The organism is Pseudomonas sp. ITEM 17296 (assembly GCF_028895205.1).
Lineage (GTDB): Bacteria > Pseudomonadota > Gammaproteobacteria > Pseudomonadales > Pseudomonadaceae > Aquipseudomonas > Aquipseudomonas kermanshahensis.
Map to the genome: position 1 here is coordinate 55,839 of NZ_WJRS01000015.1, position 17,279 is coordinate 73,117.

Annotated in this window: 17 protein-coding genes; 11 read left to right on the forward strand and 6 right to left on the reverse strand. The window is 63.2% G+C overall.

Translation table 11 applies throughout. The features are described from left to right. The first annotated feature begins 18 nt into the window (after positions 1 to 18). From GIB19_RS17410 to GIB19_RS17420, 3 genes are all read left to right on the forward strand, one after another. The gene (locus tag GIB19_RS17410; RefSeq protein ID WP_274887324.1) at positions 19 to 2,445 is read left to right on the forward strand and encodes a TonB-dependent receptor; all 2,427 of its coding nucleotides are present in this window, start codon (positions 19 to 21) and stop codon (positions 2,443 to 2,445) included. Between the two features lie 172 nt (positions 2,446 to 2,617). After that, positions 2,618 to 3,352, forward strand: coding sequence for a hypothetical protein (locus GIB19_RS17415; RefSeq protein WP_099429841.1), 735 nt, complete (start codon positions 2,618 to 2,620; stop codon positions 3,350 to 3,352). Between the two features lie 220 nt (positions 3,353 to 3,572). Continuing rightward, positions 3,573 to 4,061 (forward strand): REP-associated tyrosine transposase, encoded by a 489-nt coding sequence (locus GIB19_RS17420; protein WP_238211978.1) that lies wholly within the window; start codon positions 3,573 to 3,575, stop codon positions 4,059 to 4,061. Positions 4,062 to 4,161: 100 nt separating this feature from the next. On the opposite strand, the gene GIB19_RS17425 is transcribed toward GIB19_RS17420, so the two are convergent. Next, positions 4,162 to 4,704 (reverse strand): WYL domain-containing protein, encoded by a 543-nt coding sequence (locus GIB19_RS17425; protein WP_085273290.1) that lies wholly within the window; start codon positions 4,702 to 4,704, stop codon positions 4,162 to 4,164. A gap of 168 nt (positions 4,705 to 4,872) precedes the next feature. Here GIB19_RS17425 and GIB19_RS17430 point away from each other — a divergent pair, with 168 nt between their 5' ends. Beyond that, positions 4,873 to 5,118 (forward strand): type II toxin-antitoxin system Phd/YefM family antitoxin, encoded by a 246-nt coding sequence (locus GIB19_RS17430; protein ID WP_027593796.1) that lies wholly within the window; start codon positions 4,873 to 4,875, stop codon positions 5,116 to 5,118. Next, the gene (locus GIB19_RS17435; protein WP_274887325.1) at positions 5,108 to 5,389 is read left to right on the forward strand and encodes a type II toxin-antitoxin system RelE family toxin; all 282 of its coding nucleotides are present in this window, start codon (positions 5,108 to 5,110) and stop codon (positions 5,387 to 5,389) included. The genes GIB19_RS17430 and GIB19_RS17435 overlap by 11 nt, the downstream gene beginning before the upstream one ends. Positions 5,390 to 5,447: 58 nt before the next feature. On the opposite strand, the gene GIB19_RS17440 is transcribed toward GIB19_RS17435, so the two are convergent. Next, on the reverse strand, positions 5,448 to 6,368 hold the full coding sequence (locus tag GIB19_RS17440) for a LysR family transcriptional regulator (RefSeq protein ID WP_274887326.1): 921 nt from the start codon (positions 6,366 to 6,368) through the stop codon (positions 5,448 to 5,450). Between the two features lie 383 nt (positions 6,369 to 6,751). After that, the gene (locus GIB19_RS17445) at positions 6,752 to 8,176 is read right to left on the reverse strand and encodes an aminotransferase-like domain-containing protein (protein WP_027593793.1); all 1,425 of its coding nucleotides are present in this window, start codon (positions 8,174 to 8,176) and stop codon (positions 6,752 to 6,754) included. Between the two features lie 327 nt (positions 8,177 to 8,503). Between GIB19_RS17445 and GIB19_RS17450 the strand changes: the two genes are divergently transcribed. After that, positions 8,504 to 9,913: an amino acid permease gene (locus GIB19_RS17450; RefSeq protein WP_027593792.1), complete on the forward strand. Its 1,410-nt coding sequence runs from the start codon at positions 8,504 to 8,506 to the stop codon at positions 9,911 to 9,913. A gap of 3 nt (positions 9,914 to 9,916) precedes the next feature. Here GIB19_RS17450 and GIB19_RS17455 read toward each other — a convergent pair whose 3' ends face one another. Continuing rightward, entirely contained in the window at positions 9,917 to 10,096 is a 180-nt protein-coding gene (locus GIB19_RS17455; RefSeq protein ID WP_099429838.1) for a hypothetical protein, read from the reverse strand. 107 nt (positions 10,097 to 10,203) lie between these two features. Here GIB19_RS17455 and tam point away from each other — a divergent pair, with 107 nt between their 5' ends. Next, a complete protein-coding gene (gene tam, locus GIB19_RS17460; RefSeq protein ID WP_274887327.1) occupies positions 10,204 to 10,980 on the forward strand; it encodes a trans-aconitate 2-methyltransferase in 777 nt (258 codons plus the stop codon). Here tam and GIB19_RS17465 read toward each other — a convergent pair. Then, the gene (locus GIB19_RS17465) at positions 10,970 to 11,341 is read right to left on the reverse strand and encodes a DUF2784 domain-containing protein (protein WP_274887328.1); all 372 of its coding nucleotides are present in this window, start codon (positions 11,339 to 11,341) and stop codon (positions 10,970 to 10,972) included. The genes tam and GIB19_RS17465 overlap by 11 nt on opposite strands. Positions 11,342 to 11,500: 159 nt before the next feature. Then, entirely contained in the window at positions 11,501 to 12,370 is an 870-nt protein-coding gene (locus tag GIB19_RS17470; protein WP_274887329.1) for a LysR substrate-binding domain-containing protein, read from the reverse strand. Between the two features lie 244 nt (positions 12,371 to 12,614). Between GIB19_RS17470 and GIB19_RS17475 the strand changes: the two genes are divergently transcribed. From GIB19_RS17475 to GIB19_RS17490, 4 genes are all read left to right on the forward strand, one after another. Further along, positions 12,615 to 13,931: an MFS transporter gene (locus GIB19_RS17475; protein ID WP_099453580.1), complete on the forward strand. Its 1,317-nt coding sequence runs from the start codon at positions 12,615 to 12,617 to the stop codon at positions 13,929 to 13,931. 14 nt (positions 13,932 to 13,945) lie between these two features. Then, positions 13,946 to 15,337: an FAD-dependent oxidoreductase gene (locus GIB19_RS17480; RefSeq protein WP_099429835.1), complete on the forward strand. Its 1,392-nt coding sequence runs from the start codon at positions 13,946 to 13,948 to the stop codon at positions 15,335 to 15,337. Positions 15,338 to 15,431: 94 nt separating this feature from the next. Next, positions 15,432 to 16,142: a YebC/PmpR family DNA-binding transcriptional regulator gene (locus GIB19_RS17485; protein ID WP_085273298.1), complete on the forward strand. Its 711-nt coding sequence runs from the start codon at positions 15,432 to 15,434 to the stop codon at positions 16,140 to 16,142. A 138-nt stretch (positions 16,143 to 16,280) separates the two neighbouring features. After that, the gene (locus GIB19_RS17490) at positions 16,281 to 17,225 is read left to right on the forward strand and encodes a LysR family transcriptional regulator (RefSeq protein ID WP_099429834.1); all 945 of its coding nucleotides are present in this window, start codon (positions 16,281 to 16,283) and stop codon (positions 17,223 to 17,225) included. Positions 17,226 to 17,279 lie beyond the last annotated feature (54 nt).

Sequence of the window (17,279 nt, forward strand, 5' to 3'; positions counted from 1 at the left end):
TAAAGGGAGCCTGTTTCAATGCCTGTCGTATTGCCTTGCCGCCCGCGTGCGGCGTCACTTCGTTCGCGTCCGTTGATGTACCTGGGTTTTGCCATCAGCCTGAGTGCCAACCTGTTGTCTTCGTCAGCCTGGGCCGACGACCTCGCGCGGCGTACCTACACCGTGCCCGCCGGCACCCTGGGCGCCGCGCTGACCCGTTTCGCCCACCTCGCCGGGGTCAGCCTTTCACTCGACCCGGCGCTGGTCACTGGCCGGCAAAGCAGGGGGTTGTCAGGCAGTTACAGCGTTGACGAGGGCTTCATGCAGCTGCTTCAAGGCAGCGGCCTGCAGCTGCAACCAGTGGGTAACGGGGCGTTTACCCTGGTGCCTGTGGCGCAAGCGTCGGATGCGCTGGAGATCGCCCCGACCAGCATTGTCGGTGGCCATGTGGGTGCCAGCGACGCGCCACCTTATGCCGGTGGCCAGGTCGCCCGCCAAGGGTCGCAAGGCCTGCTTGGCTCGCGCGACTTCATGGACACCCCGTTCAGCATGACCACCTACACCAGCGACCTGGTGAAGAACCAGCAGGCACGTACCCTGGGTGACCTGATTGCCAGCGACCCCTCGGTGCGTGCGACCAACCCGGCAGGTGGGCGCTTCGAGCAGTTCACCATCCGCGGGTTCAGCTTGTTCAACAGCGATGTTTCCTACAATGGCCTGTTCGGCATCTTGCCGACCTACTCGATCGACATGGAGATGGCCGACCGGGTCGACATCATCAAGGGGCCGAGCCAGTTGCTCAATGGCATTTCGCCGCGCGGCAGCGTGGGCGGCGGTATCAATGTGGTGCCAAAGCGGGCAGGCGATACGCCCATTACTGAGTTCACCGGCAGTTATGCCTCGGGCAGCCAGGCCGGTGGCGCGGTGGATGTCGGTCGCCGTTTTGGCGAGGGCGGGCAGTTTGGTATCCGCTTCAACGGCGTCAAGCAGGCCGGCGACACCGAGTGGGAACACCAGCGTGTCGAGCGGGACATGGCGGTGCTGGGCCTGGACTTTCGCGGCGAGCGGCTGCGCCTATCGACCGACATCGGCCACACCGAACGTGATACCGATGCCCCCCAGGAGCGTGTGCTGATTGGTGCCAACGCCAAGGTGCCGAGCGCCAATGATGTACACCACAACTACGCACAGGCCTGGAGCAAGGCGCGCACTAATGACACCTTCGGTGCCGTCAATGCCGAGTACGATATCAGCGACTCGCTGATGGCTTATGGCGCAGTCGGTGCGCGCAAGAGCAACCATGACTTCTTGCGCCACAACGTTTCGATCATCAACGATGCCGGGGACTTTACTGTTCAGCCGCGCGATTTCACCCGCGATGAAAGCGTGCGTACCGCCACGGCCGGTGTGCGCAACTGGTTCCATACCGGGCCGGTCAGCCATGAAGTGAACCTGGCCGCCACGTACTTTTACATGGACTTCACCAACGGCGGCGCGCGCTACGCCTCCGCGCCCAGCAACCTCTACAACCCGGTGGCCACGCCGACACCCGGCACCCCGACCCGGCTCGACCCCAAGGTTTACACCGAGAACCGGTTCAGCGGCGTCGCCCTGGCCGATACCCTTGGCTTTTTCGATGACCGCCTGCTGCTGACCTTGGGCGCCCGCTGGCAGCGGGTGCAGGTTGATGACTGGAGCGACGGCGTCAAAGGTGACACGGCCTACGACGAAGAAAAGGTGTCGCCATCGGCGGGCGTTCTGCTGAAGGTCAGCGAGCAGCTGTCGCTGTACGCCAACTACATGGAAGGCTTGAGCCAAGGCAAGATCGCGCCGTCGACGTCGGTCAACGAAGACCAGATCTTCCCGCCCTTCACCAGCCGGCAGGTGGAAGTCGGGGCGAAGTATGACCTGGGTAAGGTCGGCTTCACCGCCAGCGTGTTTCGCATACGCCAGCCCGCCTACGAAACCAATGCCACTACGCGAGTGTTCGGGCCCAATGGCAAGCGCGACAACCGAGGTGTGGAACTCAGTGTGTTTGGCGAGCCGCTGGAGGGCGTCCGCCTGCTGGGCGGGGTGATGTACATCGACAGCGAACTGACCGATACCGTCGGCGGCGCCTTCGACGGCAACCGCGCACCGGCAACGCCCGAGTACAACGTCAATGTGGGGGCCGAATGGGATGTACCGAGGGTAAACGGGCTGACCTTGACCGCACGGGGCATTCACTCGAGTTCGCAGTACCTGGACCAGAACAACAGCAAGCAGATCGACGACTGGGAGCGTTTCGACCTGGGCGCCCGCTATGCCTTCAAGGTAGACGAGACCCAGGTCACGCTGCGTGCCAGTGTCGAGAACGTGCTGGACGACCGCTACTGGGCGTCGGCAGGGGCTTCGGACGACAGTGAGCCAGGGCTGACGCTGTCTACCCCAAGGACCTACCTGCTGTCGGCGACGCTGGGCTTCTGAGCCCAGGGTCAGAACTTCAACCTGTCGATGCTGAGGGTGGCTATGCTCTGCTATCAGGGTACCGGTGTGGTCGCTTTCGGCTCCCAGGGCGTTGAATGCTTGCCTGGGCGCCACGAAATTGGCACCCTTGGGCGCCTTGAACCGTCAGTATCACGACAGAAGGAAGTTTGCGTTGAGCTGGGACAAAGTCGGCAAAGTCCTCGTAGCCCTGCTGATTGGCCTGATGGTCATGGTAGTGGCCTATGTGGTGATCAAAGGCAGCCCTCGCCTGGAGGCCTCCCTGACCTACGCCTACCTCACTTACCCGAGCCAATTCAGCGAACGCATCACCAAGGCCAGCGAGCAACTTAAGTACGAGCAATTGCAGGGCCGTATCAACACCATCAGCGAAGGGCAGTTGCACCAGGATCAGGTCGACAGGTTGATCGAACTGGCCCAGGCGCCTTACGCCCAGTTGTTCGCCAAACCGTTCGAGGCGGGGCTGGTCGACCACCGCACCGGTCTGCTCATCGACCTGCGCAACACCGGTAATGCGCCGGTTCGCCTGGTGAAGATTCGCCTGCCGGCCAAGGGCCTGGTGCAAGTGCGCGATGCGGCTGGCAACGACACCATTATTGAAGCCGCCACGCCCCTGGTCGAGATACCCTCCATCGAACCGGGTGGGGCGTGCAAGGTGTGGGTGTACTTCGATGCCGACTACTCGCAGATCCGCCAGGGCGGCGTCAGCATCCGTCATGCCGACGGCGTGGCCGATGTGCAGGTGTACCGAGAGTTCACCGGCTTCCCCGCGCAAGTGGCGCGCTACAGCCGCGAATTGATGGTGCTGCTGGTGGTGTTAGGGTTCAGCGTGCTGGGGTTGGCGTACGCCTGCCTGTCACGCCGACGCGTGCCGGTGTTGCCGTCCTGAACCTATCGATGGGTCACTGTGAGCAGCCTTGCGCTGCGGAGGCCCGTAGCACCAGCGAAGATTCACGGTGTTGTCGCGGGCCTCTTCGCAGCACAAGGCTGCTCCTACACAACCGCTATTCGGTATTTGGTTGTGATATTCAGTAACGATCTACCGAGTGCTGAATTGCTGTGTCTCCTATTGTTCGTAACGACAAGGATCGTTAAACGAGGGGCACACCATGGATTGGGCCAAAGCAAAACTCTTACGGCGGGGACGGTTTTCGGAGCCCGGCAGGCTATACCTGCTCACCACTGTCACTCACCAGCGCAGGCCGCTGTTTGCAAACCTGCGTGCTGCGCGCCTGGTCATCGGGCAAATGCGCCATTCGGAACGAGAAGATGCCTGCCATTCACTTGCCTGGGTGGTGATGCCTGACCACTTACATTGGCTGATTGAGCTTCACACCGACACACTGTGCAGCCTGATGCGGCAGTTCAAGTCGCGTTCTGGCACTGCACTATGCAAAGCAGGGGTAAGTCGTGGCCAAGTCTGGCAACGTGGTTATCAAGACCGTGCCGTACGCAAGGACGATGACGTGCGCAAGATAGCCAGGTACATCGTTGCAAACCCATTGCGTGCGGGTTTGGTTGAACACATAGGTGACTATCCCCATTGGGACGCAGTGTGGCTCACTGCGGACGTGACCAACCCACTTAACTCACTGTAGGAGCAGCCTTGTGCTGCGAAGAGGCCCGTAGCACCAGCGAAGATTCGCGGTGTTGTCGCGGGCCTCTTCGCAGCGCAAGGCTGCTCCTACACGCTCGTGCTTAGCTGCATTCTTCGTGCAGCGCCAGGCTCTGGCGCTGCTGCTCCAGCAGGGCGGTGCGCAGTGATGCGGGGGCTAGGACACGTATCGAACCTGCCTGGGACAGTAACCAGCCCATCAGTGCACGGCTGTCGTCGACGGTAGCGGCCAGCGCGGCGCCGCCGTCTTGCTGAGGTGCCAGCTGCATGTCTGTGGACAGTGGCTGCTGTTCCAGGCGCCGCGCGAGCGCGTCATCGACCCAAGCGCGTAGCCCGATCTGGCGAACCGGTGCGAGGGCATCCGGTTGCAGTTGCTGCGCCTCGTCCAGGCTCAGCCCAGGTTGCCAGTACCAGCCATAAGGCATGCCTTTACTGTTGCAGTGCAGCGGAAACAACGCCGACAGTTCCACCAGGTCGCGCTCCACGGTGCGCTTGCTGGTGGTGTGGCCCACCTTCGCCAGCGCTGCCTGCAACTGCGTAGAGCTCATGCCTGGGTGGCGCCCCGGCAGCAGCTTGAGCAGCTGCCATTGGCGGGCGATGGTGTGGCGGGTAGGGTGGCTTGGCAAAGGAGGCTCGTCCGTGAATGCCAGGCACTGGGTGCGCCCGGATAATGGCATTTGGCTATCCTGCAAGCATACCCTGCCCGGGGATGGGATCCAAACTATTACGGGGCCGTCACTTGCCATGCTTCTTAAATTTGACCAAAATATCGGTCTTAATTGAGGGCTGATAGCATGCAGAATATTTTCGCTGACGTAGCGGTAAGCGTTTCAGAGCTAAAAAAGAACCCAACTGCAGTAATGTCTGGCGCCGCAGGCATGCCCATTGCCGTACTGAATCACAATCGTGTGATGGGTTACATGGTGCCGGCCGAACTGTATGAAGCCATGATGGAAAAACTGGAAGACATCGAGCTAAGCGAGCTGGCCAAGTCCCGTCTTGGTGAGCAAGGTATACCGGTGTCTTTGGATGACTTATAAGCTTGAGTTCGTCCCTTCAGCGTTCAAGGAGTGGGGCAAACTGGGCCATACGTTGCGTGAGCAGATCAAGAAGAAGCTTGGCGAACGTTTGCAGGCACCGAGGGTGCAGGCCGATGCTCTGCGGGAGCTGCCTAATCATTACAAAATAGAGTTCAAGGCTTCAGGCTACCGCCTCGTCTACCGGGTCGAAGATGAGCGGGTCGTTGTTGTGGTAGTTTCAGTGGGCAAGCGTGAACGCAGCGCGGTTTATCAGTCAGCCAAAAAGCGCTAGAGGGGCGTTCACAAGCAGCGTTTTTGCGATGTTGCGATGAACTCCCCCTCACTGTGTCCTACGATTCTTTGTTATCTCCGCACTGTTGCAGGGCCTCGATAAATACTCGCTCGGCCCGGTTCAGCCGTTGCTCCCTGTTCCACAGCAGGTGGATATCCACATCCGCAATCCCCTCCTGCGGTGGCAACTTCCATAACAACCCCGCCGCCACATCCGCCGCCACCACGTGTTCCGGCAGGCAGCCGATGCCAAAGCCCGCGATCACCAGCCGGCGTACCTCTTCAAGGCTGGGCGAGGACGCTACGATCCGCCCGGAGAACCCTTGCTGGTCCCGGAAGATGGTCAGCGGCGAGAGCATCCCGCCGATCTGGTCGCTGGTGAAACTGACGAAGTTCTCACGCTGCAGGTCGCCCTCCAATTGGCCGAACAAGGCATGGTGCTTGCCGCAGAAAAACCCATAGCGCTGGCGCAGGAACAGCCGCTGCTCCAGCCGCGGTTGCGGCCGTCGATTGAGGCTCAAGCCCGCCGTGGCAGTCTTCTCCTGCAAGGCGGCGACGATGTCGGAGCTGCGCATCACCTCGATTTCCAGCTCTACCCGTGGGTGCTGGCGGTGGAAGTCGGCAAGAAAATCGTCGAACTGCTCGCTTTCGATGCGGCTGATCATCAGCAAGCGCACCTTGCCCACCAGTTCGTCCGCCGGTTGCTCCAGCAGGCAGCCGATCTGCGACATTTGCCCATACACCTCGCCGGCCAGCACAAACAGCTGCTCGCCCATTTCAGTCAGCACAAAGCGTGGCCCACGGCGGGCGATGAGTTGCCGGCCGAGCTGATCTTCGAGGCGTTTGAGCGCCTGGCTCACCGCCGGTTGGGTAAGGTGCAGGCGGGCGGCCGCCCGGCTAATGGACAGCTCCTGGCCGATGACCCGGAAGGTGCGCAGCAGGTTCCAGTCGAGGCGGTCGTTGAGCAGGCGGTCGGACATGGTCGGGCTCGATAATAAGCTGGGCTAATAGTGCAAATAATAAATAGAAAATTGACTAATCATAGCCCGGGGACGATGAATCGCCTGCCTTGAATGCTTCAGCGCCTATGAGATCGAGCGCCGCCCGCGCGGCGCTTCGCAGCACAAGGCTGCTCCTACATCCGTTTCTGGCCAGTGAGGTCTGTGATATTTGCGCGCGACCGCCTTGTTTGTTCGAACGGTATTGAGGTGGGTACCAAAAGGGGCCGCGCGCCCAAACCTCAGGAATAATTGGCCCGAAACAGATGTGGGAGCAGCCTTGTGCTGCGAAGCGCCGCGCGGGCGGCGCTCGATCTCACAGGCGCAGAAGATGTCAAGGCGAACACCCCGCCACACCACCGTCCCTACACCCCACCCCGCCGCACATGCTTCACCAGCACCTTCTCCAACAACTCCCACATCGCCGGGTCCGTACTGAACGCCACATTGAAGCGCATCCATCCGGTCGGCTTGGCATCGACCATGAACAGCTGCCCAGGCCCAAGCATGATGCCTTTCTCCAACGCATCATCCAGCAGCTCCGCGCTGTCGGGGATGGCGGGGTGGCGGGTCCAGATGTACATGCCTTCATCCGACTCGGTGAACAACTCGAAGCCCAGCCGGTGCAGGTGCCGGCCCACTTCCTGGTGCGCCTCGGCCAGGCGCTGGCGCAGGCGTTTGAGGTGTTTGCGCCAGCGGCCGTCGATGATCGCGGCGTACACCACGCGCTCCATCACCTGCGAGGTGGTGAGGCCTGAGCGCATTTTCAGGTGCACCAGTTTCTGCATCAGCTCCGGGTTGGCCATCATGTAGCCAACCCGTACGTTGGGCGAGATGCTCTTCGAATAGCTGCCGACGTACACCACCTGCTGCAGGTGGTCGAGGCTGGCCAGGCACGGTTGCGGTTCGGCGACCATGTCGGCGTACAGGTTGTTCTCGACCAGGCGGAAGCCATGCTGGCTGGCCAGTTGCAACAGCCGATGCAACTGCGGCAGCGGGGTGCGCGAGCAGGTCGGGCTGTGCAGGTGCGGCTGGGTGAAGAACGCGGTCGGGCGGTGATGCGCCAGCAACTGCTCCAGCTGGTTCAGGTCGTAACCGGCAGGGGTGCGGGGTACGCCGACCAACGTCGCGCCCTGGGTGCGCAGGATGCTCATCAGGTTGGGGTAGCCGGGGTCGTCGACCAGCACCACGTCCCCTGGGCGCACCAGGGTGCGCGCGGCCAGGTCCAGGGCCTGGCTGGCGCCGTGGGTGAGCATCAGCTGCGCCGGGTTGGCGACGATCGATAGCTCCTGCTGCAGGTTTTGTGCGGTCAGCGTGCGCAGTTCGGCCAGGCCCATAGGGTCGCCGTAGCCGGACAACTCCAGCGGGCTGCCAGCAACCTGGCGCAGGCCGCGGCGCAGGCCTTCCTCGTACATCCAGTCATTGGGCAGCCAGCCGCAGCCGGGCTTGAAGGGCAGCTGGCGGATCTCGAAGATCTGCTGCAGGTACCACTCGGAGTTGAACGTTGGTCGACTGGTGTCGGCCTCGACATTGTGTTTGTCCAGCAACTCGCCAGCTGCGCGGTTGATGAAAAATCCGGCATTGCCGCGGCTGACCAGCAGGCCCTGGGCGACCAGGCGGTCGTAGGCCTCGACCACGGTGAAGGTACTCACCGAGTAGGTCGCGGCAAAGGCGCGGATAGACGGGACCTTGGCCCCAGGCTTGAGCGTCTGGTTGTCGATCAGCTCGCGCAAGCCGTCGATGATCTGGTTGACCAACGGGGTGGGGGCGTCTGGGTGTAATTCGAACATTCGAGGGCCTTTCAGGGTGCGTAGCGTCAGGTGCCTGCAGGGTGTACTGCATTGGCGACCTGTACAGTGCAGTGCGAGATTCATGCCACTGTGCATGGCTCTCTGCGTCGGACATTTTTACATTAGGTGTCGGATATCGCCACATAAAGCATGTTCAGTTCGCTCGAAGGGCAAACCTTCGGGCGCGTCAGCAGGCCGCCATGGATGGCCTGCGTGTGTTTGCTCACACCATCCTGCCCGCATTAGCACTGATGTACAGGTGAGGCCGCTAGCCATCGGGGTCTCACAGTTTTCCTTGGATAAAAAGAAGCACGGGGTACACAACTGATGGACGCAACATCCACAACCACCACCGCGAAAGGCGGGCACGAGAGCAAGCTCAGTGCCTCCCTCAAGTCGCGCCACCTGACGATGATGTCGATCGCCGGGGTTATCGGCGGCGCCTTGTTCGTCGGTTCCGGCAGCGTGATCCACAGCGCCGGCCCGGCCGCTGTCCTGGCCTACCTGGCAGGCGGCATCCTGGTGGTGCTGATCATGCGCATGCTCGGCGAAATGGCGACGTCCTCGCCTGACACCGGCTCGTTCTCCACCTACGCCGACCGCGCCATTGGCCGTTGGGCTGGTTTCACCATCGGATGGCTGTACTGGTGGTACTGGGTCATCCTCATGGCGTGGGAAGCCTATGTGGCGGGCAAGATCCTGCATGGCTTCTTCCCTGACGTCAGTGTCAACGTGTTCGTGCTGGCCACGACCCTGCTGCTGATCACCGTCAACTTCTTCAACGTCAAGCATTACGGCGAGTTCGAGTTCTGGTTTGCCTTGATCAAGGTGATCGCCATCGTCTGCTTCCTGGTGGTGTGCACCGCAGCGGTGATGAACGTCTGGCAGTTCGGTGAAGTGCGTGGCATCAGCCACCTGACCGCAGAAGGCTTCATGCCCAACGGCATCACTACGGTGATTGGTGCGTTGCTCGGGGTGATGTTCGCCTTCCTCGGCGCAGAGATCGTGACCATCGCCGCGTCCGAAGCCAAAGACCCGGCCGCGCAGATCGTCAAGGCCACCAACTCGGTGGTGTGGCGTGTGTGCCTGTTCTACGTTGGCTCGATCTTCCTGATCGTCTGCCTGGTGCCGTGGAACGACCCGCACCTGGGCGTCTCGGGCTATGGTGCCTACCGCCGTACCCTGGAGCTGCTGGGCGTGCCGTATGCCGAGTTGCTGATGAACTTCGTGGTCCTGACCTCGGTGAGCAGCTGCCTGATCTCCGGTCACTACACCGCTTCGCGCATGCTGTTCTCGCTGTCCCAGCGTGGCGACGCGCCGTCGTTCTTCAAGATCACCCGCGCCGGCACCGGCGTACCGGTGTACGCGATCATGGGCTCGTGCGCCGTGGCGGTGGTGTGTGCGCTGATCAACTTCAGCGAAACCCTGCGCCCGAAAGACGTGCTGGACACCCTGATGAACACCACCGGCATGATCGCGCTGCTGGTGTACCTGGTGATCGCCTTCTCGCAGCTGCGCATGCGCCGCAAGCTGATTGCCGAAGGCAAGGAAGTGCGCCTGAAGATGTGGCTGTTCCCGTGGCTGACCTACCTGGTAATCGCGTTCATCGTGGCTGCCCTGGTGACCATGGCGTTCATGCCTGACTACCAGATCCTGGTGATCTCCACCGGTATTGCTGCCGCAGTCGTGGTAGCCATGGGTGTGGTGCATCAGATCCGTAGCGCCAAACGCCACTAAGCTTCAGTTGTGGTTCGAGACGGCCGGCTCCCTTGGGGACCCGGCCGTTTCGCGTTGTTGGGCCGGGTGTTTGTCCGGCGGCATGTGAAAACGCTGGTTCATCCACGGCGAGCCGAGGAGGGCGGCAGCGGCGATCAGGGCCAGTATGGCGAGGGCCAGGAATGTTTTCATGGGCAGGCGCATATAAGGACTGACTTCAAGGATAGACGCTCGGTTCCGGCCCGCGAATAGACCCTAAGTGCCACTACTTGGCTTATGCTGGGCACATTGCCCGCCCAAAGGAGCCGCACATGGCCTGGTCCGCCACCCAGTATTCCCTCTTCGAAAACGAGCGCACCCGCGCCGTACGCGACCTGCTGACCGCCGTGCCGCCACGCCCGGTCCGCCATGCCACCGACCTGGGCTGCGGCCCGGGCAACTCGACCGAGGTGCTGCTGCAGCGCTACCCCGATGCCCAGGTGACGGCGCTGGACAGCGACCCAGACATGGTCGAAAAGGCCCGGGAGCGCAAAAGGCTGTGTGTACCGCGCGTGCGCTGCGCCATTGCCGACATTGCCCAGTGGGCCGCGCCAGAGCCGCAAGACCTGATCCTGGCCAATGCCTCGCTGCAATGGGTGCCGGACCACGCTTCGCTGTATCCGCACCTGGTCAGCCAGCTGAGCGAGGGCGGCAGCCTGGCGGTGCAAACCCCTGACAACCTTGACGAGCCAGCGCACCGGCAACTGCGCGAAATCGCCAGCAAAGGCCCCTGGGCCGCCAAATTCGCCGATTTCCAGCTACCGCCCAGGCACAACGCCGCGTTCTATTACGACCTGCTCAGCCCGCGGAGCGCGCGGGTGGATGTGTGGCGTACTACGTACCATCATCCGTTGGAGGGTGGCGCCGAAGCGGTGGTGGAGTGGTTCAAGGGCTCGGCGTTGCGGCCTTACCTGGCCAGGCTGGACGAACAAGAGCAAGCCGCTTTCCTGCAGATGTACCTGCAGGCGATGCAGCACGACTACCCACCGGCCACCGACGGTAAGGTGCTGTTGCCGTTCCCGCGCTTGTTCGTGATCGCTACGCGGTAGGGCGGCGCCTGCGCCCGAGCACGTAGCCGTAGATGCCGAGGTTGAGCAGCAGGACGATGGCGCCCAGCAGCCATTGGATCTGCGGCGTCAGCCCGGCCGGATAGATCAGCGGCCAGATGTAATGTTCGACGAAACCGCCGTGGTAGCCCGCGTCGCCGGCGGCGAAGCGCATGCGGTTTTCCCAGTCGGTCAGCGGGCATTCCAGGTGCAGCCCTTCTACCGCCAAGCCCCAGGCCAGGGCGGGCAGGTGGACGAGCAGGGCGGGGCGCCACTTGAGTACCATCAGCCCACCCAACAGCACCCACAAGATGAAGGCCAGGTGCAACAGCACCAGAGCGTCGGCGGCAAATCGAAAGAGCATCGGGCGTGATCCTCGTGATCCTCGTGATCCTCGCGATCCTTGTAGGAGCAGCCTTGTGCTGCGAAGAGGCCGGTGCAGGCAGCATTGATGTATGGTGCCTGTACCGGCCTCTTCGCAGCACAAGGCTGCTCCTACCAAGCAAACATTGGGAATGCAGCTTTACAGCCCTTCCTCAACCATTTGCAAGAACGTCGCCACCACCCGCCGCGTACGCTGCTCGCTGAGGCACACCAGCGTCTCGGTCAAATGCCGCTGACAGTCGACAATCGGCAACGCACACACCCGCGCATCCGCGCCAAACTCCGCCGCCGACACAACCCCCACGCCAATCCCCACCACCACCGCTTCGCGCGCCGCCTCCCGGCCTTCCACCTGGATCGCCGGCCGAATCCGCAGCCCGGCCCGTTGCATTTCTTCTTCCAGCGTCTGCCGCGTCACCGACCCAGGCTCCCTCAGCACCAGCGGGGTGTCATCCAGGTCCGCCAGGCTGATCGAGCCCCGGCTGGCCCAAGGGTGATGGTGGCTGACGAAGGCAACCATCGGGTCGCGGCGCAGCGGCAGGCAGTGCAGGCGCTCATCGTCGACGTCCCGTCCCAGCAGTGCCAGGTCCGCCTGGTAGCTGAACAGCCGGGCCAACGATTCATCGGTGTTGCCGGTTTCGACCTTCACCTGGATGCCCGGGTAGCGCTGGCAGAACCGCGCAATCTGCGGCAGCACGTGCACCGGCGCGTCCACCGCCAACACCAGGCTGCCGGTGAGCAGGGCGCGTGAGTCCTGCAGCAGCTCGTGGGCTTCGGCTTCGCAGGCGAACAGGCGTTGGCTGATGCCCAGCAGGCGCTCGCCCAGGTCGGTCAGTTGCACCGAACGCTTGTTGCGGTGGAACAGCAGCACGCCGAAGCGCTCTTCCAATTTGCGCACCTGGTCGGAGACAGCCGGCTGGGTCAGAAACAGTTTTTGCGCGGCACGGGTGAAGCTGCCGTGCACCGCCACCGCGTGAAAGGCCTTGAGTTGAGCGTGGGACACCGACATGACGACTCCAGTAACAAGCTGGGCTTATGAGTGAAATACGATAAATCGATTTTATTTATCAGTCACCAGCTGTTTCCATACCTCCCAGCCCCGTCGCAGCCACAAGCGCCGGTCGGGGCCATGGCGCTGATACAGCGCCATCTGACCCGATGACGGGCCCCCGCCATCGCTGTGCGTAACACAAGAACAAGACAGGCGTTTCTTCACATTCTGCCGGCACACTTGAGCAAGAGGTCAGACTCACATGAACCATTCCCTAGCCACGTTCAAACGCTGGCGTATGCAGATTTTCGCAATCACCTGGCTGGCCTACGCCGCCTTCTACTTCACCCGCAAGGCATTCTCGGTCGCCAAGCTGGGCATCGCCGAAGACCCAGGCTTCATGCTCGACAAGGCCGCCATGGCCAACCTTGACGCGATCTACCTGGCCGCCTATGCCGTGGGCCAGTTCACCTGGGGCATGCTTGCCGACCGCTTCGGCCCACGTGTGGTGGTGCTTGGCGGCTTGCTGATCTCGGCGGCGGCGGCGGTGGTGATGGGCAGCTACGCCACCTTCCCAATCTTCGCCACCTGCATGTTGATCCAAGGCCTGGCGCAGTCCACAGGCTGGGCCGGTTTGTGCAAGAACATCGGCAGTTTCTTCCCAGCCGCGCAGCGCGGGCGGGTACTGGGGTTGTGGAGCTCGTGCTATGCCTTTGGCGGCCTGGTGGCCTCGCCGTTTGCCGGCTGGTGGGCTTACACCCTGGTCGGCACCTGGCACGCCGCGTTTTTCTCCAGTGCCGTGGTGGTCGCCCTGGTGGCTGTGCTGTTTTTCTTCCTGCAGCGCAACAAGCCAGAAGACGTCGGCTTGCCCGCCGTAGAGCCCGAGCCGCAGAGCATGGCACCGGGCGCGAACCTGTGCAGCGTCTGGGCGCCGTTGCGCGAGATCCTGCGTAACCGCACGGTGTTGACCCTGGGCCTGGCCTACTTCCTGCTCAAGCCGGCGCGCTACGCCATTCTACTGTGGGGGCCAGTGATCGTCTTCGAGCAAATGCCGTCGGTGGGCAAGGTCGGCGCGGCGATCATCCCCACGGCCTTCGAACTGGCCGGGCTGCTGGGGCCGATCATGATCGGCCTGGCCTCCGACAAACTGTTCGGCGCGCGGCGCATGCCGGCGTGCGTGATCAGCCTGGTGCTGTTGACGGTGACGCTAGCCGCGTTCATGGCGGCCATGCACACCGGCAGCGTGATGCTGGTGGTGGGCCTGCTGTTCGTCATGGGCCTGACCTTGTATGGCCCTGACTCGATGATCAGCGGCGCGGCGGCCATCGACTTCGGCACCGCCAAGGCAGGTGCCACCGCAGCAGGCTTCGTCAACGGCTGCGGCTCGGTGGGCGCCGTGCTTGGCGGGCTGCTGCCGGGTTATTTCGACGGCGTCACGGTGTTCATCGTGTTCGCCGGTTGCGCACTGTTCTCGGCGCTGGTGCTGCTGCCGCACTGGAACAGCCGCCCGGCCACCGCGGTGCAGCGCAACGACGTGGCACCGAACACCAGCATGGCAATCAAGCCACTGCGTACCTAAAGGAAAGCGAGCGAATGAGACCCTTCTGGCTGCAACAGGCCCTGGATTCGGCGCAGGAAGCGGCGTGCCCGCCGCTGCAAGGCGACAGCCGTTGCGATGTGTGCATTGTCGGCGGCGGCTACACCGGCCTGTGGACCGCGTTGATGCTCAAGGAGGCGGTGCCGGCGCTGGATATCGTGCTGATCGAGGCCGACATCTGCGGCGCTGGCGCCAGTGGTCGCAATGGCGGTTGTGCGCTGTCGTGGTCGGCCAAGTACTTCACCCTCGAGCGCCTGTTCGGGGCGGCTGAAGCGGTGCGCCTGGTGCACGAATCGGAACGCAGCATCGGTGCCATCGGCGCGTTTTGCGCGGCCAATGGCATCGACTGTGACTACCGCCTGGACGGCACGCTGTACACCGCCACCAACTCGGCCCAGGTCGGTGCCACCGATGCGGTGATCGCCGCGCTGGAGCAGCGGGGGGTGAATTCGTTCCAGCGGCTGCCGCTGGACCAGGTGCAACGCCTGGCGGGGTCGGCGCGGCACCTGGAAGGCTGGTTTTCGCCGGCCGCCGCCACCGTGCAGCCCGGGCAGTTGGTGCGCGGCCTGCGGCGGGTGGCGTTGCAGCGGGGCGTGCGCATTCACGAAGGCACGGCCATGACGAGCCTGGCGCACGGTGCGCCGGTACAGGTGCGTACCGCCCACGGCACGGTGCACGCCGACCGTGTGGTGTTGGGCCTCAATGCCTGGATGGCGCGGGCGTTCCCGCAGTTCGAGCGCAGTGTAGCGATTGTGTCCAGCGACATGATTATCACCGAGCCGTGCCCTGAGCTGTTGCGCGAAATCGGCCTGGACAGCGGCGTCAGCGTGCTCGATTCGCGCATTTTCGTGCATTACTACCACAACACCTCCGATGGCCGACTGATGCTCGGCAAGGGCGGCAATACCTTCGCCTATGGCGGGCGCATGCTGCCAGTATTCGACCAGCCCTCACCCTACCGGCCGCTGCTGCGTGAAAGCCTGGGCGAGTTTTTCCCGGCGTTGGCGGACGTGCCCTTGGCGGCCAGCTGGAATGGGCCGTCGGACCGCTCCGTCACGGGCTTGCCGTTCTTCGGCCGGTTAGACGGGCAGGGCAATGTGTTCTATGGCTTTGGCTATTCCGGCAGCGGCGTCGGGCCGTGCCACATGGGTGGGCAAATCCTGTCGTCGCTGGCGCTGGGCCTGGACAACCCCTGGACCCGCTCGCCATTGGTCAAGGGGCCGCTGGGGCTGTTTCCGCCAGAGCCGATTCGCTACCTGGGGTCGCTGATGGTGCGCAATGCCATTCGCCGCAAGGAGCGCGCCGAGGACCGCGGGCTGCGGCCACGGCACCTCGATGTACGCCTGGCACGTTTTGCGGCGGCGGCGGGGAAGGCCGACAAAGCATGAGATTTCTTGTCGATCACATGCCCGAGGGCGTATAAACTGCACCCACTTTTGGCCGGTCGCTTCCTGAACTGGCCGTTGAAACAAGAGAGTCGACATGGGCGCACAGTGGAAAGCCAAACATAGAGAAACAGCGGCCAATGCCAAAGGCAAGATCATGGGCAAGCTGTCCAAAGAGATCCAGATCGCTGCCAAATCGGGCGCCGATCCCGACATGAACCCGCGCCTGCGCCTGGCGATCGTGCAGGCCAAAAAGGCCTCGATGACCCGCGAGACCCTGGACCGGGCAATCCGCAAGGGTGCCGGCCTGGACGGTGATGCCGTGCAGTACCACGCGGTCAGCTACGAAGGTTTTGCGCCGCACCAGGTGCCGCTGATCGTCGAGTGCCTGACGGACAACATCAACCGTACCGTCGCGCAGATCCGCGTGCTGTTCCGCAAGGGCCAGCTGGGTGCGAGCGGTTCGGTGGCCTGGGACTTCAACCACGTCGGCCTGATCGAAGCCACCCCGAGCGAAGGTGCCGACCCGGAAATGGCCGCCATCGAAGCCGGTGCCCAGGACTTCGAGGAAGGGGAAGAAGAGGGTTCGACCCTGTTCATCACCGACACCACCGACCTGGACGCGGTGCAAAAGGCCCTGCCGGAGCATGGTTTTACCGTGACCTCGGCAAAGATCGGCTACACCCCGAAGAACCCGGTAAGTGCTGCCAGCTTGAGCGCTGAGGCATTGGCCGAGGTCGAGGCGTTCCTCGAGGCGATCGATGAGAACGATGACGTGCAGAACGTCTATGTCGGCCTGACCGACTAAAAGCCGGGGCCGCTTTGCGGCCCATTCGCGGTGCAAGCCCGCTCCCACAGCCCTCCGCTAACCTCAAACACGGCGGAGCTCTGTGGGAGCGGGCTTGTCCCGCGAATGGGCCGGTGAATTTGATAAAGGGGAGCCTGCATGAACCCAACTTTCGCCTCCCTGAGCCTCGCCCATCTACGCACCCTCGACTGCCTCCTGCAGCTCAAGAACCTCAGCCACGCCGCCGAGCGCCTGGGTGTCAGCCAATCTGCCCTGAGCCGTCAACTGGCCCACCTGCGCGAAGCCTTCGACGACCCGCTGCTGGTGCGCCAAGGCCGTGGCTACGTGCTCAGCGAGCATGCCGAAGCCCTGGTCGAGCCACTGCGCCAGGTCCTAGAAGAGCTGCACGCCCTGCGCCAACCGGCCGTGTTCGACCCCGCCCGCTGCGAGCGCCGTTTCTGCCTGGCGGCCTCGGACTACGTCGCCGAGCATATGCTGCCGCTGCTGGTGGAGGCGCTGGAGCACGAAGCGCCCGGCGTGTCCCTCGAGTACCGCACCTGGCAGGCTGGCCAGTACGCGTTGCTGGCCAGTGGCGAGATTGACCTGGCCACCACCTTGTTCGATGAGTCGCCGCCCAACCTGCATGGTCGTCTGCTTGGCGAGGACCGCGCGGTGTGCCTGATGCGCCGCGACCACCCGTTGACCGCCCATGAAACGCTCAGCCAGGCAGCTTATCTGGCGCACAAGCATGTGCGCATTTCCGGGGGTGGCGACAAGGACAGCTTCATCGATCGCCACCTGCGCGCCCAGGGCCTGCAGCGGCGGGTCAGCCTGGAAGTGCCGTTTTTTTCGGCCACCGTGCAGGTGATCGGCAACAGCCAGGCGGTGGCCACGGTCCCGGAGCACATCGCCCGGCAACTGTGCCGTTTGCATGACCTGGCCTGGCGACCGTTGGGCTTCATCGATCACAGCCAGCGTTACTGGGTGGTCTGGCACCAGCGCCTGCAGGCCTCGGCCGAGCACCGCTGGTTGCGCAACCGGGTGTTCGAGCTGTGGCGCCAGTCCCAGTTCGGCGTGCAAGGGGGGCATGCGCCAACGCCATAGGAGGTATGCACGAAGCGGGGTTCTTTGCAGGGCGGGTGGCACCTAGACTGATGG